Annotated in this window: 19 protein-coding genes; 5 read left to right on the top strand and 14 right to left on the bottom strand. The window is 35.1% G+C overall.

The window, feature by feature from the left end; all coding sequences use genetic code 11:
* Position 1: 1 nt before the first annotated feature.
* Positions 2-745, bottom strand: a complete 744-nt coding sequence (pxpA, locus tag DFQ05_RS02570) for a 5-oxoprolinase subunit PxpA (protein WP_132703272.1) — start codon at positions 743-745, stop codon at positions 2-4.
* Positions 735-1,961: an Nramp family divalent metal transporter gene (locus tag DFQ05_RS02565; protein WP_132704130.1), complete on the bottom strand. Its 1,227-nt coding sequence runs from the start codon at positions 1,959-1,961 to the stop codon at positions 735-737. Before DFQ05_RS02565 ends, pxpA begins: the two co-directional genes overlap by 11 nt.
* Positions 1,962-2,060: 99 nt before the next feature.
* Between DFQ05_RS02565 and DFQ05_RS02560 the strand changes: the two genes are divergently transcribed.
* Positions 2,061-4,214: a hypothetical protein gene (locus DFQ05_RS02560; protein WP_132703270.1), complete on the top strand. Its 2,154-nt coding sequence runs from the start codon at positions 2,061-2,063 to the stop codon at positions 4,212-4,214.
* Here the strand turns inward: DFQ05_RS02560 and DFQ05_RS02555 are convergent.
* The 5 genes from DFQ05_RS02555 to tilS form a co-directional block, all read right to left on the bottom strand.
* On the bottom strand, positions 4,211-5,749 hold the full coding sequence (locus DFQ05_RS02555; protein WP_132703268.1) for a YifB family Mg chelatase-like AAA ATPase: 1,539 nt from the start codon (positions 5,747-5,749) through the stop codon (positions 4,211-4,213). The genes DFQ05_RS02560 and DFQ05_RS02555 overlap by 4 nt on opposite strands.
* 28 nt (positions 5,750-5,777) lie before the next feature.
* Positions 5,778-6,737: a YheT family hydrolase gene (locus DFQ05_RS02550; protein ID WP_132703266.1), complete on the bottom strand. Its 960-nt coding sequence runs from the start codon at positions 6,735-6,737 to the stop codon at positions 5,778-5,780.
* 110 nt (positions 6,738-6,847) lie between these two features.
* Positions 6,848-8,746: a CocE/NonD family hydrolase gene (locus DFQ05_RS02545; RefSeq protein WP_132703264.1), complete on the bottom strand. Its 1,899-nt coding sequence runs from the start codon at positions 8,744-8,746 to the stop codon at positions 6,848-6,850.
* A 156-nt stretch (positions 8,747-8,902) separates the two neighbouring features.
* Positions 8,903-10,540: an adenine deaminase gene (gene ade, locus DFQ05_RS02540; RefSeq protein WP_241974196.1), complete on the bottom strand. Its 1,638-nt coding sequence runs from the start codon at positions 10,538-10,540 to the stop codon at positions 8,903-8,905.
* 9 nt (positions 10,541-10,549) lie between these two features.
* Entirely contained in the window at positions 10,550-11,887 is a 1,338-nt protein-coding gene (gene tilS / locus DFQ05_RS02535; protein WP_132703260.1) for a tRNA lysidine(34) synthetase TilS, read from the bottom strand.
* Between the two features lie 122 nt (positions 11,888-12,009).
* On the opposite strand from tilS, the gene DFQ05_RS02530 reads away from it, so the two are divergent.
* Positions 12,010-12,699 carry a hypothetical protein gene (locus DFQ05_RS02530; RefSeq protein WP_132703258.1) on the top strand — a complete coding sequence of 230 codons (690 nt, stop codon included), beginning with the start codon at positions 12,010-12,012 and terminating at the stop codon, positions 12,697-12,699.
* Between the two features lie 3 nt (positions 12,700-12,702).
* Here the strand turns inward: DFQ05_RS02530 and pabB are convergent, their stop codons facing one another.
* The gene (gene pabB / locus DFQ05_RS02525) at positions 12,703-13,944 is read right to left on the bottom strand and encodes an aminodeoxychorismate synthase component I (RefSeq protein WP_241974195.1); all 1,242 of its coding nucleotides are present in this window, start codon (positions 13,942-13,944) and stop codon (positions 12,703-12,705) included.
* A 165-nt stretch (positions 13,945-14,109) separates the two neighbouring features.
* Between pabB and DFQ05_RS02520 the strand changes: the two genes are divergently transcribed.
* Positions 14,110-15,465 carry a DEAD/DEAH box helicase gene (locus tag DFQ05_RS02520; protein WP_132703254.1) on the top strand — a complete coding sequence of 452 codons (1,356 nt, stop codon included), beginning with the start codon at positions 14,110-14,112 and terminating at the stop codon, positions 15,463-15,465.
* A gap of 6 nt (positions 15,466-15,471) precedes the next feature.
* Here the strand turns inward: DFQ05_RS02520 and DFQ05_RS02515 are convergent, their stop codons facing one another.
* The 3 genes from DFQ05_RS02515 to DFQ05_RS02505 form a co-directional block, all read right to left on the bottom strand.
* Entirely contained in the window at positions 15,472-15,879 is a 408-nt protein-coding gene (locus DFQ05_RS02515) for a DUF2721 domain-containing protein (protein ID WP_073087394.1), read from the bottom strand.
* Positions 15,880-15,985: 106 nt separating this feature from the next.
* Positions 15,986-16,615 (bottom strand): hypothetical protein, encoded by a 630-nt coding sequence (locus DFQ05_RS02510; RefSeq protein WP_132703252.1) that lies wholly within the window; start codon positions 16,613-16,615, stop codon positions 15,986-15,988.
* Positions 16,616-16,628: 13 nt separating this feature from the next.
* On the bottom strand, positions 16,629-17,024 hold the full coding sequence (locus tag DFQ05_RS02505) for a MotA/TolQ/ExbB proton channel family protein (RefSeq protein ID WP_132703250.1): 396 nt from the start codon (positions 17,022-17,024) through the stop codon (positions 16,629-16,631).
* A 192-nt stretch (positions 17,025-17,216) separates the two neighbouring features.
* On the opposite strand from DFQ05_RS02505, the gene DFQ05_RS02500 reads away from it, so the two are divergent.
* Both DFQ05_RS02500 and DFQ05_RS02495 read left to right on the top strand, forming a co-directional pair.
* On the top strand, positions 17,217-18,275 hold the full coding sequence (locus DFQ05_RS02500; RefSeq protein WP_241974194.1) for a sensor histidine kinase: 1,059 nt from the start codon (positions 17,217-17,219) through the stop codon (positions 18,273-18,275).
* Positions 18,268-18,978 carry a LytR/AlgR family response regulator transcription factor gene (locus DFQ05_RS02495; protein WP_132703246.1) on the top strand — a complete coding sequence of 237 codons (711 nt, stop codon included), beginning with the start codon at positions 18,268-18,270 and terminating at the stop codon, positions 18,976-18,978. Before DFQ05_RS02500 ends, DFQ05_RS02495 begins: the two co-directional genes overlap by 8 nt.
* On the opposite strand, the gene DFQ05_RS02490 is transcribed toward DFQ05_RS02495, so the two are convergent.
* The 3 genes from DFQ05_RS02490 to DFQ05_RS02480 form a co-directional block, all read right to left on the bottom strand.
* Complete coding sequence (locus DFQ05_RS02490; protein WP_132703244.1) at positions 18,975-20,285, bottom strand: DUF2254 domain-containing protein; 1,311 nt, start codon at positions 20,283-20,285, stop codon at positions 18,975-18,977. The genes DFQ05_RS02495 and DFQ05_RS02490 overlap by 4 nt on opposite strands.
* Before the next feature lie 98 nt (positions 20,286-20,383).
* Entirely contained in the window at positions 20,384-21,181 is a 798-nt protein-coding gene (locus DFQ05_RS02485; protein ID WP_132703242.1) for a hypothetical protein, read from the bottom strand.
* 150 nt (positions 21,182-21,331) lie between these two features.
* Positions 21,332-23,224 carry an alkyl sulfatase dimerization domain-containing protein gene (locus DFQ05_RS02480; RefSeq protein ID WP_132703240.1) on the bottom strand — a complete coding sequence of 631 codons (1,893 nt, stop codon included), beginning with the start codon at positions 23,222-23,224 and terminating at the stop codon, positions 21,332-21,334.
* Positions 23,225-23,329 lie beyond the last annotated feature (105 nt).

Raw genomic sequence — 23,329 nt, 5'->3', positions numbered from 1 at the left:
CCTATAAAACAATGATGGAATTTTCTTTAAACTTTTTGTGTAAAAACTTCAAAATTTCTGAAACATTTTCTGTATCGCCATGCACACAAATTGTCTCCACAAAAAGGGGTACTTCTACCCCATTTACTGCCTTTACTTTTCGATTCGAAATCATATTAAAAACATGTTCAAATACATGCTCTTTTCTGGTGATTAAAGCCTTGGGGTTTTGACGTGAAACTAACGATAAATTCTCGTTATAATTTCGGTCTGCGAAGCCTTCAAAAATAACTTGGATATTCTTGGATTTTGCAACCTCTGAAATTACAGAATTTGGAGGGACATAAAGTTTTAAATTCCTATTAAAATGTTGTAAAACGTCAGCTACAGTTTCGGCTGTCATTTTATCTTTTGCAGCCAAATTATAGAGGGCGCCGTGCGGCTTAATATGATGCATTTTTAATCCTTCAGATTCAAGTATCATTTGTAGGTCTTCAATCTGAGATTTTAAACTTTCAAATAAATCCTTCGGCGTCATATTTAATTCTTTACGTCCAAAATTAATTTTATCAGGAAAAGAAGGATGCGCTCCAATTTTTACGTTATAGCGTTTAGCCAGGTGCACGACTGTTACCATAGTATCGAAATCGCCTGCATGGGCTCCACAAGCGATATTACAAGATGACAAAAACGGCATTAAAAGCGACTCGTTGTTCAAACCTTCACCGACATCTGCGTTTATATCAATTTGCAATTTAGATAACATTGAATACGCTTAAAATTGTTTTTCCACCCAAAAAAATTGTCACTGCTAAAATTAGCAATCCAAATACATTCTGAAGCTTGGAATTCTTGTAATCTCCAAGAATACTGCTTTTATTCATTATCCAAATTAGCGTGCCTGCAATTATTGGCAACAACAAACCATTTGCCACTTGCGCAAATTTTATAATCTCTATTGACTTAAAACCTAAAGACGAAAAAACCACTCCTAATAGCAGGATAAAAATCCAAACCATTCTAAATCTTTTAGCCTTTAAATCACTTCCCCAACCTAAACATCCAGAGGCAACAAAGGCAGCAGCCAAAGGTGCTGTTATTGCACTGGTAATGCCTGCAGAAAACAACCCGATAGACAAAAAATAGGTAGCATAATCACCAAACAAAGGTTTTAACGCCAGTGCCAAATCTGACGCGTTATTTACATCTTGAAACGGTACTGAACTTGCCGAAACTATAACACACATGGATACTATACCACCGAGAATAACGGCTATTACCGTATCTTTTCTGGCATATTTTAAATCCGCTTTCGATGTCCATTTTGTCTTTGCCAAAGAAGCATGTAAGAATAGATTATAGGGCACAACCGTGGTTCCTATTAGCCCAATAATTGTTAAAATACTCTGCTCTGGAATCCTTGGTATTAAAGCTCCTTTGAGAATTTCAACTAGATTTGGTTTAGTAACTATTGCCGTAATCAAAAACGCCAAACTCATTAGTATAACCAAAGCAATTAATACACGCTCCAACATTTTATAACTTCCCATATACAGAAGAAAAAAAGCGATAGCGCCTATAATTAGTGGCCAAAGTTTCAGTTCAAAACCTAAGTCGCTCATCACACCAGAGCCAAAAAGCGTTTCCATTCCTAAGGCACCACCAGATATGTTACCAGCCTCGTAAGCGGCATTACCAACTACAATTGCAGATAAAACAAGTATAATAATTGTTGATTTAAGGAGTGGATTTTTAATTTCAGTTTTTAAAATTTCCGACAAACCTTTTTGGGTAACAACACCTAATCGCGAAGACATTTCTTGCAAAACAATAGTCGCTATTATAGAAAGTGACATTGCCCAAAGTAATGCGTAACCAAAATTTACACCAGCCAATGTACAAAGTGTTACTGTGCCAGGACCTATAAATGCAGCTGCAATCAATGGTCCTGGGCCGATATTTTTAAATATGTTTTTAATCATCATCTAAAAATACAATATACAATTTATCCCATTTAGCTAATATTATATATCTTTCAGTTTATTTTAGAAAAGTACACCGCCAAACAGTTTTAGTAATACATGGAAGAACAGTCTAGTAAACAAAAGTGGATTAAAACCTTAAAGTTTTTAGCGGCATATCTAGTAGCGGCATGGACATTTCTTCAGTTTATAGACTGGGTTCTTAATCGATACGATATTTCACCAAACTGGGTAGATTTATTGCTTTGGGTATTTGTTGGAGTTATACCGTCTGTGCTTATCTATTTTTATAATCAAGACCGCATTAATGATGGCATTTTAAAACTTCGTGAGAAAATAATTTTTCCCTTAAACTTAATTCTCCTGGCAGTAATCACTTATTTAGGATTTGGAAATAGCGATTTAGGGGCAACCACCAAGGAAATAAGTTACACGAACGATGCTGGTAATTTAGCAACACAAGTTATTACCAAAGAAGAGTTCCGGGTTGGCCTACCTATATATGCATTTGAAGCTAAAACGCAGGATACCGCTTTTTCTTGGCTGCAAGATGGCATTCAAGAATTGTTATATCAAGATTTATCACAAGACAAAAGCATCTCACCTTACATGTCGGATTCCGAAGGTATAGTCAACAAAGTTGCAGAAGCTCGTATTTTTAATGAGTATTATCTCGATGGTACTTACGAAGTAACCGATAGTGTTTTTAAAATTATCCCAACTATACGAAACGCAAAAAACGGAAAAATACTTAAGCAACAAACCTTTGAAGGTAAGGATCTCCTAAACCTATTAGATGATATCAGTATTTTTACAAAAAGCAATATCGGTCTTACGGAAAACATGCGTGACTTCTATATAGACTTGAATCTAAAAGATTTTTACAGCAACTCCTTAGAGGCTGTAAAGTATAATATTGAAGGTGATTACCAAAAAGCTCAAGAAGCAGATTCTACATTTGCCATTTCTTATTTTGAAAACGCTTTTAGGTTTATTCGATATAGTTTTGGCGAAGAAAGTGAAAAGGAATTAATTAATAAAGCTTACAAATACAGCAACAAATTACCATTACAAAAACAATTACAAATACGCATTCTTCGTCATATTGCTTATGAAGAATGGGAAATTGCAGAAAAATTAATAAAACTACAACTAGAAATTGACCCTAGTAATGAAACGTATAATCAATTACTATATGCGGTCTATGGTGAGACCAAGCAAACTAGAGCTTTTGCAAAACATGCACAAGATAGATTCGACAAAAACAAGAGCATAGACAACGGTACCAACTTAATCAATGCAAGTTTGGTCTCTGGTAATTATGATGAAATTATAAGCGCAATAAAAGGATTAGAATTAATCCAGCCAGACAATCCAGATTTGTTTACGTTTAAGCTACGACCTCAATTATTAAAAGGCGATATTAAAGCCGCTAAAAAAACGCAAGAACGCACAAAATTAATGCATCCTCAGTGGAAAAATTTCACACCAGTTTTTGATTCGGTAATTGACTATTTGTCAGAAAACAAAATTACAGTTGACAAACTAGAGAAGTTTGTTGGAAAATACCGTTATCAAGGTTCTGAACAGACTTATGACTATTGGATTGAAGATGACAGGCTACTTACCTACGTGTCTAATCAACAAATTTATGCCCCTATTTTAGCTGGCGATTATAAGGTTATATTAAGCGGTTACATTACTAGAAACATTAATCATATTGAATTCTTAACAGATTCTATCAAAACAATTTACGGAACAAAAAACATAAATTATAGTTATAAAGACCCAAGTTATTTTTACTATTGGCTGTATGACAAATCTATAGAAGATGCTGAAAATGCCTTAAAAAATAACGAGTTAGACAAAGCCGAATTGTTGTACAAACAAGCTATAGACAAACATCCTAATCACTTTTTCTTAAAGTTAGCGTTACAACATATTACGTACGTAAAATCAACCTCCGAAAAAGAGTTAATACAACAATACCAAAACGTATCTGGCAACTATTCCGCACGAAGATTTTGGATAGAGAATAACCAATTATATTACGAAAGACAAGGTGCGACGAAGCTCCGATTATATCCAATTTCAGAGAATAGATATATTTCCTTAGCACGTTACAGCACGCAATACACATTTGAAGAAACCGAATCAGGTAAATTAGCTTCGGCAGTTTATACTTACAATAACGAGACTAAAACTTGGTCAAAGGATATGGAGAACAATAATTATCTACTCAAAGATGATTAGCCCAGCCAACCATCACGGTCTAAACTACGGTACTGAATGGCTTCGCTTATATGATTGCCTTTTACATCCGTTGCACCTTCTAAATCTGCGATAGTTCTCGCAACTTTTAAAATTCTATCATACGCTCTTGCAGACAAATTTAAACGCTCCATAGCCGATTTTAAAAGCTGAAGAGAAGCGTCGTCTAACTTGCAGTACTCACGGATTTGTTTGGTATTCATCTGTGCGTTGTAATGCACATTTTCTAATGCTTTAAAGCGGTTTGTCTGAACTTCCCTAGCCGCTGTTACACGCTTTCTAATCTCAACCGAAGATTCGCCTTTTCTTTCTTCTGACAATTTTTCAAAAGGTACAGGTGTCACTTCGATATGTATATCAATACGGTCTAATAATGGTCCGGAAATTTTACCCATATAACGCTGCATTTCCGCAGGACTCGAAGTTATTGGTGCATCTGGGTCGTTAAAATAGCCACTAGGACTTGGATTCATACTGGCAACTAACATAAACGAACTTGGATACGTCACTGTAAATTTTGCTCGAGAAATCGTGACTTCTCTATCTTCTAAGGGTTGGCGCATCACTTCAAGAACTTCGCGCTTAAACTCTGGTAATTCATCTAAAAACAATACACCATTGTGCGATAATGATATTTCACCAGGTTGCGGATAACTTCCGCCACCGACAAGTGCGACGTTTGATATCGTATGGTGAGGCGAACGAAACGGTCGCTGTGCCATTAATCCGGCATGCGCTTTTACTCTGCCAACAACGGAATGTATTTTAGTCGTTTCTAAAGCTTCGTGAAGCGTCATCGGTGGTAAGACACTTGGCAATCGCTTAGCCAACATGGTTTTACCAGAACCTGGTGGACCAATCAAAATAATATTATGTCCACCAGCCGCCGCAATCTCCATACAGCGTTTAATACTTTCTTGACCTTTGACATCTGCAAAATCAAACTCCGGGAAATCTAGATTTTTATAGAACTCCTCGCGTGTATTAATAATAGTTTGCTCAAGTTGTTCACCTTTGTCAAAGTGGTTGATGACTTGATTGATATTTTCGACACCAAAAACCTTTAAATCATTAACAATGGCTGCTTCTTTAGCATTTTGAATGGGCAAAATAAACCCTTTGAAACCTTCTTCTCTCGCCTTTACGGCTATGGGCAATGCGCCTTTTATGGGTTGTAAACTGCCGTCGAGTGACAATTCACCCATAATAAGGTAGTCTTCTAAATCTTCTGCTTTTATTTGGTTAGATGCTGCGAGAATACCAATAGCCAAAGTTAAATCATAAGCCGAACCTTCTTTACGCAAGTCGGCTGGCGCCATGTTAATGGTAATCTTTTTACCTGGGATTCTAAACCCATTATTTTGAAGCGCCGCCGCAATACGATAATTACTCTCTTTAATAGCATTATCTGGCAGACCTACCAAATGGTAACCAACACCTTTATCTACATTAACCTCAACAGTGATTGTTGAAGCTTCAACACCAAAAACGGCGGAGGCGAAGACTTTTTTGAGCATAGATTATAATTTGAATTAAAGCTACAATTTAAAGTTTATTTATAAAATCCAAAGCCCGCATCTCATTATAATAAAATTCTCCTTTTTGTATAAACCCTACATGACCGCCATATTTTGGCATTTCTAAATGGAGATTAGAATTGTTTTTGGCTTCTTTTACAGGAAAACAGCCAGAAGATAAAAAGGAATCATTCAACGCATTAATTACTAATGACGGGACTTTAATATAAGGTAAAAACTGTAAACTGCTTGCTTTATCATAGTAATCGTAAGCATCTATAAATCCGTGAGCTTTCGAGGTGTACACATGGTCAAAATCGACAAGCGTTTTAATTGACTTATAGTCGGCTACTGAAATTTTATCTGGAAACTGCTCTAACTTAGGTTTTAGCTTTTGCTTTAAATGGTCTAAAAATCGAATCGCATATGCTTTGTTTTTTAAACTCAGTAATTCATCACAAGAGCCTTTTAAATCACAAGGCGCTGAGATTGCTATAACGGTTTTTATTTGTTTGGGTACCTCTCGTTCTTCGCCTACATATTTCAACGCCATGTTTGCACCCAAACTAATCCCTTTTATGTAAATTTCCTCATACTTATCTAATGAAACAATATGGTTTACAACCGCTGCTAAATCTTCCGTAGCACCAGAATGGTAACTTCTGTAAAGCAAGTTTGGTTCACCACTACACCCTCTAAAATTAACTGCACAAGCATCAATTCTGTTTTGATTAAATAGTTTAGCTGCTCCTGTTAAGTATGGACGTTGCGCATGACCTTCTAATCCATGCAAAAGAATGATACATTTTTGACTTGGCTTTTCAGCATAACTCCAGTCTAAATCCAAAAAATCAGTATCGGGTAGCGTGATGCGTTCTCTAATTTGATTAACGCCATTGACTTTTCTTGCTAAACCAGAAAATACTGTAGACACAAAACCACTCTTTGTCCAAAAGAGTGGTTTGTAATTTGATTCTATTATTGGCATTCTTCAGTCTTAGATTTACATTTTACATAGACCTTTCGACTTGCGGCGCAAGGTGCTTTCAACAAAACATTGTTTTGTCTCAACCAATGCTCAAGGTGACATTTCATTGATTATTTCAAAATTGTAAACTCTATTGAAGAATCATTATACACCTTATGCGTTTGTGTTTTGAAGTCTTCTGCCTTAGCTTCAAAAATATTGTCGACATAAGTTTGAGGATTCGCATCTATGTAAGGAAAAAAGGTACTCTGTACTTGCACCTGAATTTTATGTCCTTTTTTAAACGTATGAAACACATCTTGTAGCTTCAGATTTATCGGTGTTTTTTGGTTTGGCACAAAAGGTTCAGGATTTGTCATGCTGTTTCTAAAACGTCCACGAAGCACTTCACTCCTCACCATCATGTGGTAATTACTTAATTTTAAATGGTCTTGCACGTCATCTGTATTTTCTGTGTCAGCCGGAAATACATCAATAACTTTAACTATCCAATCGGCTGCTGTTCCTGTCGTAGATACATTTAATTTTGCCAAAATATCGCCAGCCATTGTGATGTCGTTTTCTAAAACTTCCGTTTCAAAAGTTAATACATCTAGACGACGAGACGCAAAACGCTGGTCGTCTGTCATAAACTTTCTCGGCGTGAATACCACTTTAATATCTTCCGTATACGGTACAGGTTTTTTTGGATTACTAATAAAATCCGAAGTCGCGATATTTCTAGTTACTTGTTTTGTTAATCGCTCTTCAGGCTGCAAAAACCAGCTTTGCTTTGTTGTATTTTTTGGAGGCCACTGCTCAAAAAATTGCCACTCTTTAGTGCCCGTATTAAACATGTGTGCTTCTGCTAAACCAGTTTCGCCATTGGCTTCACCTTTAAGAAAATGATTAAAGAATTTAGTTTCAATCTCTTTCTGAAAATAATCTGAGATATTATCACCAAAATGAATATTTCCTATCACTTGTCGCTCTCTGTTTCGTGCCCAATCGCCATGACTCCAAGGTCCAAAAACTATAGTATTATAGTTATCACTGTTTTTTTCTATGTTTTTATAAGTGCTATATGGTCCGTATAAATCTTCAGCATCGAACTGTCCGCCAACAATCATCGTCGCTGGTTTAATATCTTTTAAATGCTGAATAATACCGCGGCTCTGCCAAAATTCATCATAAGTGACATGCTCTTTTAGCTGCTCCATAAATACATTATCCTCACCATAATACCCATCTAATTTACTTAACGGCATATTATCAAGGAAAAATTGATATTGGTCTTCTGTGCCAATATCCGGAAACTCGTACCATGCTTCTTTTGTTGGCTTGTCTTTCATATATCCGAATACCGAAGTTGCTCTCCAATAACTCAATAAATACGCACCGTTATGAATAAAATCATCAAAAAAGAAATCACCGATACAGGCTTGTGGTGATACTGCTTTTAGTGCAGGATGCGAATCTAATAGTGAATATGTAGCATAAAAACCTGGATAAGAAATTCCGTATGTTCCAACGTTTCCGTTGTTGTTTTCAACATTATTTACTAACCATTCAATGGTATCGTAAGTATCACTCGCTTCATCCGTTTGGTTACCCGTTTTATTAGGAATGTAAGCACGCATATTATCGTAAACACCTTCACTATTCCAACGTCCGCGCACATCTTGATAGACCATAATATTACCTTCTTCCATCAGGTATTTGTTCGGTCCTAATTTAGATTTGTACTCATTTTCGCCATAAGGTCGGCAACTGTACGGTGTACGCATCATTAAAATTGGGTATGTTTTAGAGGTATCTTTTGGCGAATAAATCGTGGTGTGAAGCTTAATACCATCACGCATTTCTATCATTACCTCTTTTTTATTGTAATGTTCTTTTGCGTAAGTATCATCGGAACTACTAATTTTATTTGAAGCTGTTTCGGCTTCGGTAAGATTGATGTCTTTTGTGTCTTTGCAACCTAAAATAGCGATTGAAAACACTGCAAGTAGTAAAATTCTTTTAATCATGGTGGTTAGTTGGTTTGAATTTAATGCTTAAAGATAAATCTTTAGATTCACAAAAGTTTGAATGAAATGTTAAGGTGAAAAAAAGATTTGAGACCGCTGCGCTGTTAGATATTAGATGATAGACTTCTCGACTGTCGCTCGAAGTTGAAAAGGCTTTTAAACTTCCAAATCTGTAAACTGAAAGGAATTACCATCAAACAAGCCTTTATCACCCAATTTTAAAGACGGAATAACGAGCAAAGCCATAAAGGACAAACTCATGTAAGGCGCGTGTAATTTGCTTCCTAAATCTTTTGCCATTTTATCGAGTTCTGCGTAAGCTTTGCCAATGGTTTTGGCATTTTGGTCACTCATGATTCCTGCAACAGGAAGAGGAACTACTTTTTCGTCTTTATCAGAAACAGCACAAATGCCGCCTTTGTTTTCAATAAGCAGATTTACAGCTTTGCAAATGGCTTTGTCAGAAACACCAACGGCAATAATATTATGGGAATCGTGACCGACAGAACTGGCAATTGCGCCTTCTTTTAAACCAAAGTTTTTTATAAATGCTACCGAAGGTTCTGCATTTTCGTATCGATTTACAACCGTCATTTTTAGTATATCAGTTTCGGTGTTGGAAATTAAATTGCCGTTTTCAATCGTTGCGTTTTCTATAATTTCATTGGTGACTAATTCGCCATCCAAACATTCGATAACTCGTATTTTAAATTTATTAGTCTCAAATCTGAAATCTGAAACGTTCTTTTTTTTGGTATTGAAATTATTCAGAATTTCGAAATCGACATGTTTTATTTTTGATACGCCATTATCAAATACCAATTCACCATTAATATAGGTTTGAAGTGTTTTAAAAGCCTTTAAATCTTGAACGACTATACAATCAGCCTCGTCGCCAACTTGAAGTAATCCAACATCTAAATTGTAATGCTTAACAGGATTAACACATGCCACGTGAAGCACTTTAAAGACGTCCATACCTTTTGCAACAGCGCGTTCTGCGAGTTGATTAATATGTCCTAAAAGCAAATCGTCTGGATGTTTATCGTCACTACATAACATCATATTCTCATAATGTTCAGGTAATAAATCGATTAAAGCATCGAAGTTTTTGGCTGCACTTCCTTCGCGGATAATGACTTTCATCCCTTTTTGAAGCTTTTCCAAAGCTTCATCATTAGTAAAACATTCGTGGTCTGTAGAAATTCCTGCGGAAATGTATTTGTCTAAATCATCGCCTCGTAAACCTGGAGCATGACCATCAATTGGTTTATCAAAGTGTTTTGCCCATTCAATTTTTTTATGAACCTCTGCATCGTCATTAATAACGCAAGGATAATTCATCATTTCCGCCAAATATTTAATATCTGGATGAGATAGTAAATGCTTAATATCATCGGAATCGATGATAGCTCCAGCAGATTCAAACGGTGTGGCCGGAACACAACTTGGCGCGCCAAAATTGAATTTAAAAGGTGTTTTTTTGCCGTTTTCTATCATAAACTCCACACCTTTCACACCAAGTACATTGGCGATCTCGTGTGGGTCGGATACTGTAGCAACTGTTCCGTGTTTTACAGCAATCTTAGCAAACTCTGAAGGCACTAACATTGAGCTCTCGATATGAATATGCGCATCTACAAAACCTGGAAGTATGTAATGGTTTTCTTCACAATCTTTTTCTATGATTGATTTTATTTTACCGTCAGCAATATGGATTTCGCCTTTAAAGATTCTACGGTCTTGGATATCTACTATGTTGCCTTTTAAGACTTTTTTTGACACGAATTTCACGAATTATCACTAATGCTTAGTGGTTAAAATTTCAATCTTTAAAAAATTAGAAGTACTATCTGTCACTTTAAATCGTTCATCAGCTCGATGTCCGATAACCCAAACAATTTTTTCTTCAGACAGTAAAACCCAAGTATTTACTTTTTGATAAGGTGTTAGCTTTTCATCTTTTAGATATTTACTTACCTTCTTTTTACCAGTCATACCTATCGGACAAAACACATCACCTGCTTTCCAAAGTCTTAATTCTAAAGGAAATACAAGCTTATCCTTATTTATATAAATACTACTGCCTGTATTGTTTGAAGATTCTGAGACCATTTCAAAAGATAAAGTTCCTATAGAAAATTCTGTAGAGTTTAAATCATTAATTAGGTAAGATTCTGAAACATCTCGAGGATTCGGGACAGAATGACTGGCATTCGTTAAAATAAGCATATCACGATGCTTAGTGAGTTTATGCGTATGAGATTGCACATACTTTCCAGTTTCGGCATCTAATAACTTAACAACGTCATTCCACTCGGTGAAACCAAACTCTTTGAACATTTCAAACAGATAGGCTCTGGAATTATTTACTTTTTTGAATTCGGATACTTTGTAAGTTATCCCGTTTTCGTTAATCTCTACGATAGCACGTTTTGCAACTGCATTAAGACTTTCTTCAACAATATCCGCAGTATCATTCAAATTGTCGAGCGTGCTCTCAAAACTATCTAAAAGCTGTGGATTGATTTCTTTCAGAATTGGTACTACCTCATGTCGCAATTTATTTCGTAAATACTTCCGAGAAGAGTTGCTACTATCGTCGCGCCATTCAATATTATTCTCTCTGGCAAAAGCTTCGATAACTTCACGAGAGAATGGCAACAATGGACGTACAATGTTATCGTTAATCATTGGGATGCCAGTGAGTCCGTTTAATCCTGTTCCCCGAGTAAAATTGATAAGAAATGTCTCCAAATTATCGTCGGCATGATGCGCGGTTAAGACATAATCAAAGCCTAATTGCGCTGCTAAATCCTTAAACCAATCGTATCGTAGCTCACGAGCTGCCATTTGGATGGAACGCTTATTTTCTTTGGCATAAGCTTCGGTATTAAAACGCTGAGAAAATACTTCGACATTTATGTCTTCTCCTAATTTTATAACAAATTCTTCATCTGCATCACTTTCATCTCCGCGAAGTGAAAAATTACAATGCGCCAAAGCAAAATCAAAACCCAATTTTTTACATAAATGTGCTAATACTACGCTATCAATTCCGCCTGAAATAGCAACAACTAATCGCGCGTTTTTTAGAAAGCTGAGTTTCGATAAAATATGTTCAGAAAACAGTTGTAACATAATGTAAATATACAATATTGATAGTGCCGAACAATTGTAGAATTTGAAATTAAAATGACAAATATCATAGTAATATCTCAATGTTATAGGTAGCTTTAGAAAACTTAATTAAATTTTTGGTTATGAGCACTTTTAAAGAACTTTCATCAAAATCTGCAAAAACTGCCTTTGACAAAAAGGTACTTTCTGTAGTGCAACATTTACATCCATATGTAAAACACAGAATTTACATTGCTGAAACTACTGGTATCATACCTAAAAATATGTATTCATCTAATGGAATCATTGATGAGTGTGTTATTGAATTATACAGCAAAGGATTTAACATCGAAGCTGAAAAAAATGAAGTAAAACTCGAACTATTTAAGCTCGTAGACAACTATATGAACGTTCTTTTTAAAAAGGAAGCCTATCATAAAAATACGATAAGTACAGACACTATTTTACAAGACGAGATGTCTAAACTTGGTGAGGATTATACTATTGATGCTGATTTGGACTTAGTGTTAAACACAGAATTGAATGACATATCTTACCATCAAGACCATAACAACCATTTGTACTTGTATGAAGATAAAGAAACTTCGATTTTAAAAGCATTTGAGCTAGAAGACTTATCGCCTTCGCAGTCTCCGAAAGTGTTTGGTCGCTTCTATAATTGGCTACCCATCAACATCTCTAATATTGTCGATTTATACATTTTTGGTAAACTGGATTTTGATGCTATTGCAAAGATTAAAAATATCGAAACGTCTAGAGTTGAACTAATTTTTGAAAAAGTAAAGAAAAGTTTTAGACGTCATTTAGAGTAACCTCTAATTTTCTAGAACCTCGCGCATGGCTTTGGCTTTAATCAAACACTCTTCGTATTCTCTAAGCGGATTGCTTTTCGCTGTAATGGCACTTCCTACAGAGTAAGAAACGTATTTTTGAGATTGATTATAGAGAATACTTCTGATAATTACATTAAAATCGAAATCGCCATTTGGTGTGAAGTAGCCAACCGAACCAGAATACAAACCACGCTTGGTTTCCTCTAAATCTTCGATGATTTGCATGGCCGAAATTTTTGGAGCACCAGTCATACTTCCCATTGGGAATGTTGTTTTTAATAAATCCGCTGAAGTCGTATTATCGTCAACTTCAGAAACCACAGTAGAAATCATTTGATGCACTTGTAAAAACGAATAGACGTTGCAAAGTTCTTCTACGTCTACACTACCCTTTTTAGCTGTATGAGATAAGTCGTTACGTACCAAATCGACAATCATAATATTTTCGCTTCGCTCTTTTTCGTCATTTGCCAAAGCTTTCGCAAGCTGCACATCTTCATCTTTGTCTTCTGAGCGTTTTGCTGTTCCTTTTATGGGTTGAGAAATAACTTTATTTCCTTCTTTTTTTAGGTAACGTTCTGGTGATGCTGAAAGTAAGTATTTATCGTCTGTTTTTAGAAACGTAGCAAAAGGTGGTTTAGAAATATCATTAAGTCTATTAAACGTTTCTAAAGGTTGAATATCCGTTTCTTCTGCATAAAACTCTTGACAGAAATTAGCTTCGTAAATGTCGCCACGATGAATGTGAGCGAGCATTTGTTCTACTTTTTTGAAGTAGTCGTCCTTGGTGATGCGGAGTTTAATTTTAATAGACTCGTTATCTATAGCGTCTTCGACAAGCTTAGACTGACATTGAGAAATCAATTTTAAATCGTTATCAATTTCGTCATCAACCATACGCAGATATTGAACTTCAACAGTATCGCCTTTAATTAGAAAAAGCTTTTTAGGCTGAAAGAAATACAAATCGGGGAAATGTAAGCTATCGAAATTTTCGGACTTTAAATCTTCAACAGCATTCTTTAAATCGTAAGTGAGATAACCGAAAATCCAATCTTTTGTGGTGTTTTGATACTCATTCAGTTTATCAAAAGCATCAAAATAATCGGTTTTTAAACTCGTAAATGCATCTACAGCAAGTACAGCGTCATACGTACTGTATTTCTTATCATGATTATTGGAATCTAACCAGACCACATCATCAAACTGCTGTGCCCAATTCAATAGCTTCTCTTTAAAGCTATCTATATTTTTTGGATGATAAAACTGCTGTGTTCTCAATAAAAACTTAAACTACAAATACCAATAATTTCGCAATACAAATATACCTACACCATTTTAAATATCAGTGCAGGAAAGAATACTATCTTTGTGCCATAAATTAATATTGTGACTTTTAGAGAACTTAATTTAAATACGCCTTTATACAACGCCCTTGACGATTTAGGGTTTACAACACCAACACCTATCCAAGCGGAATCCTTTAATGTGGTGGCCTCTGGAAAAGATGTGGTTGGTATTGCACAAACAGGTACTGGTAAAACCTACGCCTATATGTTGCCTATTCTTAAGAATTTAAAATATTCGCGTCAAGAAAACCCTAGAGTTCTAATTTTAGTACCAACTCGCGAACTCGTAGTGCAGGTCGTTAACGAAATTGAAAAACTCTCTAAGTACATTAACAATCGTGTTCTTGGTGTTTATGGCGGAACTAATATCAACACCCAAAAACAAGCCGTAGCCCAAGGTTTAGATATATTAGTCGCTACTCCAGGACGTTTGTACGACTTAGCTGTGAGTCGCGTATTACAATTAAAATCAATACAGAAATTAGTGATTGATGAAGTGGATGTAATGCTAGACCTTGGTTTTAGACATCAGCTGATGAATATTTTTGATATTCTTCCTCAACGTAGGCAAAATATTATGTTCTCTGCAACAATGACGACTGATGTAGACGAATTGATTACAGATTTTTTTATCAATCCGACTAAAATATCCATTGCAGTTTCTGGTACACCTCTGGAAAATATTACGCAACAACGGTATGACGTTCCCAATTTTTATACAAAAGTAAATCTATTAGAAGATTTACTCTCTGATAAAGACACGTTTTCGCGTGTATTAATTTTTGTGGCCTACAAGCGCATGGCAGACCGCTTATTCGATAAATTAGAAGAATTATTTCCCGGCCAAACCTGTGTGATTCATTCTAATAAAACGCAGAATTATAGATTGCGTAGCATTGAGCAATTCCGCGAAGGCGAACATCGACTTTTGGTAGCCACTGACGTTATGGCACGTGGTTTAGATATCGATGACGTGTCTCATGTAATTAATTTTGATACGCCAGATTATCCTGAAAATTACATGCACCGCATTGGTAGAACTGGTCGTGCAGAGCGCAAAGGGAATGCTATTCTATTATCAACTGAAAAAGAACAACAAGCACGAGAAGACATTGAGGCTTTAATGCAAATGCAGATTGAGACGCTTGAAATCCCTGAACATATTGAAATATCAAATGAGCTGATTGAAGAAGAGCGCGACGTTATCAAAGAACGCTATAACCCAACAAAGCGACGTGATGAAGATGCTCCTGGACCTGCGTTTCATGAAAAGAAAGAGAAAAACCAAAAAGTAAATCTTGGTGGTTCGTACCGTCGTGAAATGGCTAAAAAATATAAAAAGCCGAAAACTCGGGGTGATAAGAATTATAATAAGAGGAATAAGAAGCGTAAATAAATAATCCTAGCGATTCTTCAAATCGTCTTCGATGTCACTTAGATGGTGCTTTAATGCTTTTGCAGATATCTGGATTTCCCAAATAAGAAATGCTAGAGACGTTATAAGTAATAACAAAGCCACTCCAAAAACCCAAGCAGCAACTAATCTATTTTCAATATAGATTAAAAACATAGTTAACACGCAAAGCAACAGACTTGTAATGCCAAAAATCTGCATATAACGCGTTAAGTTTAGTCGTAGCTTTAAATTATTGATTTGCCTAATTAAAGAAGCTTCTTGCTGCTGCAAGTATTTGTCCCTTAAGTTTCTTATTACGGCAGCGTATGCCAAAAACCGATTGGTATAAGCTAACATGATTAATGAGATGGCGGAGAATAAAAGCGCAGGTGTGGTAAGTGTAAGTTGTTCCAAAAGCGTGTTTTTATCAAAGTTAGGTATAAAGTAGGAAGCATTAAAAAAAGCGAACTTAAAAGTTCGCCTTAAACAAAATAACCCACTAAGATTAGTAATTAAACTTTTAATTATTTGGCCTTTCAGGAATGTAAGCCATCTCAATTTCGATATCATTACCGTAGTTAACTATCAAGGAACATAATACAGAAACATTCGTCCCATTGTGAATAGCAGGTTTCATAACTGGTATCTTTCTGAGTACTCTTAAGATTTCTGCCTGAATGTTTACTTCTGCATCCCTAACTTTCATCCCAGTTCGGTTCCCGTTTTCATCGATAATAAAAAAAGCTTCTACTTGCTTTTGTTCTGCAAGATTTAAATCTTTAGACACCTTCAAATTAAACTCTCGTTTTATAAATTTTGTCACTTTATTGTTAAAACATGCTTTTGTTTCTTCAGCAGAAAGTTTCTCACAACCCTCGTACACAGGCACTATATCAACATCTTTTAATACCATTCTGTTATCTGGACTATAATCACCTAAACCATCACTCTTTGACATAATACTGCATAAACTTAACATGGCCTGCTCCTCTTCTTCACTTATATTTCCTTGCGACATGACCTGTTGTTGCACAGCATTTATTTTATTTATCAATTCGCTTTCTGATGTATTTGATGATGATTTTTGCTCACAAGAAAAGAGGAAAACTAATGCTAGTATTGAAGCTAGTTGTGTTTTTATAGTATTCATAGTAATGTATTGATTACTTATTATCGCCTGAATTTAAACTCCACTTATAAGCTAAAATGCCTATTCGTGCTACTGTGAAAGAGAATAATCCAAACGTTATGGTCAATAACGATACTTTGATACCAGCGGCAAACAAATCTGGTCTAGTTTCTCCAATAGCTTCTAACATATCAAACAACTCAATAATTCCCATAACAGAAGCTAAACATCCCATGACCAAAGCCACTAAGCTTGATTCGGCAGCCAAACCAATCATTTTATTAGATGACCTCACATTTTTATTCTTTTTTATAAAAGCCAAGACTATAAAAACTATTGATAACAAAAAGGCTATTAAAATAAAATACATACCTGTTCCGCCTTCACTCAGACGTTGTAAAAAAGGATTTGATGTGATTAAAGCAATCATAATTTATATTTTTTAGTTAAACTTAAAACAAACATAAGATGAGATTTGCTTAAAAAAAGTAGAATGCGACCAACGACAAATTTCCATCGGGTTTTAACACAGATGTCAAAACGGGCACAAAATCTGTTATTCGTCTACAAAATAATCTCAGCACCTAAAAATAAACTATTATTGTGCCGAGAATATACAAACGTGAAGACTAACAAAACAACAACTAATAGATTAAAACAGGCGCTTCTGCACGTTTTATTTTGGTTAGCCATACTTTTCTTTTTTACACTCACGTTTAGTGCTGACAATACTATTAATAGTAATATCTTTTATTTTTCTCTGTTTTTAATGCCCATAACTATTGGCACTACTTACATTTCCGTTTACAAACTTATACCCGATTACCTCGTTACGAAACGTTATTTTCTATTTGGGCTTTATAGTTTATACACGATAATTATATCTGTATTTAGCATTATGTTTTCGGTATTTTATGGTATCGCGTTTTTAACCGACTTTATGTTTACCAAGGTGGAATCGTTAACGCGAAACACACTATTTATTATTGCTTGTATTTATCTAGTCGTCATTGTGGTTAGCTCTTTTAAACTCTTAAAGTTGAATTTAAAGCAATCCAAATACAATGCTGAGCTTGAAGCTAAAATACTGGAAGCACAACTAAAATTAAAAGAGCAAGAGCTGAAGTACTTGAAGATGCAAATTCATCCACATTTTTTGTTTAATACACTAAATACGATGTATGGTTTTGCTCTAAAAAAATCTGACACAACACCAGAAATGATTCTGAAGCTCTCTAATCTATTGGATTATTTGTTATATCAGGTAGATAAACCTTCAGTTGCTTTGACTGAAGAAATTAATCACATACAAGATTATATCGACCTCGAACAAATGCGTTTTAATGACACACTAGATGTTAGTTTTACATCTAATAATTGCACAGATACCGTTTCTGTAGCACCAATGCTTTTTTTACCATTTGTAGAAAACAGTTTTAAACACGGTAAGATTCTAGAAGGAAAACTAAACATTGATATCGCTTTTAAATGTAGTGGTAGAAATATAGATTTCAGCGTATCTAACTCTCATGAAAAAAGCCAATCTACGCCAAATGGTATTGGCTTAGAAAACATTAAAAAGCGTTTAGAATTGCTATACAAAGGCCAATACAAACTGGACATTTCAGAAAGCAATGATAGTTACCAAGTACAACTAAATCTAGAGTTACCTCATGGCTAAAGCTATTAATTGTATTATAGTAGATGACGAAGCTGTTGCAAGAGATATCATTGCTTTACACCTTTCTAAAATAGAACGTATTTCTGTGGTGGCGCAATGTAGTAATGCCGTCGAAGCCTTTAATGCCATTAGTCAGAACGCTATTGATTTGGTGTTTTTAGACATTAATATGCCCGAAATTTCTGGAATTGCTTTTGCTAAATCTATAAACAAAAACATCAAAGTTATTTTTACAACGGCCTATCGTGATTATGCTGTTGAAGGTTTTGATTTGCAAGCCGTGGACTATGTCATGAAACCCATTTCTTTTGAGCGTTTATCAAAAGCCATTAACCGTTATTTTGAAATTTCTGACACAACAATTTCTGAAAGCTCAAGTTCTACTGAGACTCAAGATTTTATTTTTGTACGCTCCGATAGACAAATGCAGAAGATAGATTTTGAAAGTATTATCTATATTGAGAGTTATAGCGATTACATTAAAATACACTGCAAAGATAGGTCTATAGTAACTCGCGAAACGATTAGTAATATAGAAGCTAAACTGCCCAAATCTCAGTTTTTACGTATTCACCGCTCTTATATTATAGCTATAAAAGAAATAACAGCCTTTACCAATGAGTTTGTTACTATTGCAGAACAATCCTTAACGATTAGCCGAAGTTATAAACCTGAAGTTTTAAAACGATTAGAACAATTTTAGTCTAAAATTGATTTAGCTCTTTTTTCCAAATCTTTAAAGTCGTTAGGCTCATCAAAACGATTTTTCCCTAGATTTAGGACCATTATAGCATGTTTTTTTACAGCTTCTTTTTGCTCCTTTAATTTCACAAATTTATTGATCGTCGTTAAGGCATCCATAAGTCGAATAACAACAGAAGGTGAATCTTTTGAAAATTGTCTAATTTGATTAAAAGCTGCATCAAGCATGCTCTCGAAGCTAAGATTATGTATAATAGCTCTCAAGTTATTATTTTTATCTAACCTATATTTTGAAGGAAAATCTACTGATGATAGAAACACCATAGATTTAGTTAAGTTATCAATACAAGCAATTGCGGTATAAGGGTCGTTAATACCTGGCGATAGTGCGCGTGATGCTATTTCAACTAATTGGTGAATGCTGTGCTCAGCATCTTGTTCTGAAGTTCTAGTATTTCCTGTAATAAAAAAAGTTTGAAACTGTTGTAGCTGTTTCTCGCTTAATATTTCCTTACTGTATATTAAACCTGCTTTTACACCTTGCACCATGTAATTTCCTGGTCGGCAATCAATTTGTAGAATTACATCAAGTTTCTCTGCTTTGCTTAATAATTTCTCATTATCCATGTATTGCAGATAGCCACTACTTCCTAAAATTAAATCGTGTTTTATAGGATAATTGAGCTTTGTATCCTCTAGGCTTTCTTCAGAAAGTGTTTTATTAGTTTCATCACCAAAAGATTCGGGAAACATTGTATTTAAGTTATCCGAAAGTTCTTTTGAAATTTCGGCAACAACAGAATTAGCCTGGATACTTACTGCGACATTATGAATAAAAAAGATTAGCAATATAATATTAGCAATAGACAAAACTGTAGCGAACAGAATGGTTAGATGCGGAATAAATATGCCGTTATCAAATTTATTAACGACGTTAAGAATAATAACACAACAAACAAATGTTGATATATAACTACCCAACACAAATTGATTGAGCTTGTGATACATAAAATTTCTTATCTGCCGTGACCCTAGTTGAGATGTTGTTAATGATAATGCCACTAAGGTTATAGAAAAAACAGTACCTGCGACACCTATCATAGCTCCTGCAATTGTAGTAAGTAAACTACGCGCAGATTCTATACTATTTACAAAAAAGAAACGTCCTAAACCATCGGTAGAAATAGTAATTACTTCATCTAGTCTTAGAATAAAAATGACGAGAACGATGGATAAACAGATAATAAATGTTGGCAAAAACCAAAAGGTAGTATTTAGCTGTTTCCAAACAAAAAGTAATTTTTTCATAGTGTTAAAATAACAAATCTAATCATATACCTTAACACAAGACAAAGAAGACACAAACATCATTGTTTACTTCTTATGATGTTTGTTCTATTTTTTAATCATTTTAAAAATTGTAAATTTATGCCTGCAAAAATTTGAAATTGTGGTTGTGTGCCCTTGTGCAGCATTGAATACTGAGGCTCAATAAAACAATTAAATACTGTATTTCCAACTTTAATTACTTTACCAATCCCTAATGCAAATGGAACCGAATAGGCATCATTTTTAATATTAAAAAACCATGCTGGAGCTCCTCTAAGGTATGTACCTTTACCTAATTGCCAAAAATAAAATGGCTGAATAATAGCACTATTTGTGCCTTCGCGATTATCATCCCCAGCAACAGAGGTTTGCCATGTCACCAAACCTCCTAATTGAAATTCTCGCGACTTAACTACGAATGCGACTAGCGCTAACCCTACCTGCCATTTTCCAGAGCCTAAGAAGTCATTCGCAGCCGTAGGAGCTATAATTACTGGTCCCACACCGACTGTAGCTGTTGGCTTAGAAATAAAATTATATGTAAATAAAGCATTAATATCGCCTAGTCCATTTTCACTAGAAACTAGACCTGTATCATCAGGAAAAGCTACTGTATTAAATGGTACCGATACCCTTAATAATAGCTTTCCTTTAGAAAATGGTTTGGCATAGCGCAACCAGAACGTATTTAAGTATGCATCTTCTTGGGCATCAGTAAGCCTTGGCACATAGTAATTTTGGATATTTAAGGCAGTCATATTTGCCAATGGATTATTAGCTTGAGTGCCGCTGACATGGTCTTTATTTTGCTCTTGAGCTTCTAGAAAAGCTGAAAGACATAGAAATATCAATAAAGTCAAAAGAGAATGTTTCATACTTTATTTAAAATTAATTTTTTTACTGTGAATACACTAAAATTGTTATTATAGACCCAATATAAAATCAAATTTAGTTGACTAAACACTTTAAGATATAAGCAATGTCTTTTACAAAAAATAGTTTTCAATTACGCATTGAGTGACGTATTATCTAGACGATAAATTTATATCTGCCTTTTTAAAATCGAAGAAGCTCATAAACGTATCTAGTTGATTTACATCACCGTTTGCAGTTCCTTCACCTTTACTAATTGCATCTTTTACACGACCTTTCCCTAGTACAAAATCGTAAACAACATGGCTTGGTATATCTATTACTAAATCAGAATTATCTGGAATGTATCTATAAAATGCAGCAATTCCGTTTCGGACATGAAAGCCATATTTTTCATTTCGGTCTGTAATATTAAATCCAATCTTAAAATCTGCATTTACTGCCTTTGAAGCATCAATTTTTACACGTAGATTTTCTAGAATTGTTCCTATTCCAAACTGTTGTATAATAACAGGATTTGCAAAATCGAACGCACCAGATTTATCTAATGTGCCGTCAAGCTCTTTCGCTCCAGATAATGCAAAATTTCTATAATAAATATTCGCTTGGTCATAACCCCAAGCCTGCATTGCTTTTCCTTTTAAATCTCTTGCTTCTTGGTCTTCTGGATTAGAGCGTACAAGATGTGTAGTTACTTCCATTGCCCAACCATAGTCTTTTGCTTCATAAGCTTTGTTCGCAATATTTAAAACATTATCTCTACCACCCATAGCAGAAATATAAAGATTGGCTTTTCTTTTAAAGGATGGTGTTGCAAGCTCTGTGGCATCTCCCGAATACCAACCTAAATAGCCGTTGTAAACATTTCTAACAACATGCTCTACACTGCCGTAAAACTCTTGTAACCAAGGGTCTTTTTTAAGATGTTCTGGTAGCGAAACTAAACCTACCAATTCTTCTCTGGTAGCACCTTGATTCATATGGTAAATAGACTGGTCGTGGGTAAACTGAATGGCATCTCTATAGTTTTGAATCCGTTCTACAATAAAATCATTTCCAACCCAAGAACGCATATGAGAATGGCTGTAACTATCACTCTTCTTTGCATAGTCTAATAAATTGTCTACACCTTTATACCATTTTACCAAGTCGCGATATTTTGTTCCTCTTAAGGTATATAAATTTGGAAAGGATTCGCCTTGGATGGTTTCGGAACCGTGAACATGTCTTAGTTCAGGAAAATAAACATCTATTTCATCTTCTGCATCACCATAGGCTTCAAACAGCACCATTTTAACTCCAGCTACGTCAGCTTTTAATTCTCCTTTTACAATATCTGTTGGGCTGTAAAATGAAATTTTACCACCTGCAAATGTTGGTCCTAAACCAGCATGAACAAGACCTTTTTCATTTTGACCCAAATATGTAGCACCTCCATAAGCGGTACGTTCTGTTAATATAGACCCAACCACACTAGCATCGTTAGCGAGGTATTCCATAAACTGGTGATGTGCAAAAATTTTAACCTCGCCGTTATCTACTTGCTCTTGTGTTACACCCATTCCAGCCGAACCAAAAGAATGGTCTGGATGTCTGTGGGTATAAACGACAGCCTTAACTGGTAATTGAATATTAGTTTCTTTTCTGAAATCGTTTAAAATTCTTTCTGAGGCTTCATCACTTTCTCCAGGATCTACAACAATTAACCCAACATCTCCAACAACAATCAATGTTGACGTTAATTGCCAACCTGACATTAAAAAAGCCTTATCCTTGACAGGCTCATAAATGGTTTTTGGCATTTGTTTGCCAAAAGACGTCATTCGGTCATTTATAAATTCGCTGTCTTCGGTTATAGCAAAATTGTCGAATCGTGCTCTTATGGGTGCTAAATTTTTCAATATGTTTTCATCTGCATAAGGCTCAACTTTCAAAGGAACATTATGGTCAATGACCTCGGGATTTAGCAAATTGCTGTCGAACGATTGGTTGTTTTGACATCCTAATAGTACTAAGGCTACAACGAGATAAGTGATTTTTTTCATTTTTAATGGTGGTGTTATGGTTGAATAAACGGCTTAATGCACTGAATTTTAGTGCTTACTTATTTAATGTTGCACTAATATATTAAAAGAAATAAGCAATTCCTA

Source organism: Winogradskyella wandonensis (assembly GCF_004346845.1).
Taxonomy (GTDB): domain Bacteria; phylum Bacteroidota; class Bacteroidia; order Flavobacteriales; family Flavobacteriaceae; genus Winogradskyella; species Winogradskyella wandonensis.
Note: the sequence above shows the minus strand (reverse complement) of the source record. Positions and strands in the feature narration are given on the sequence as shown.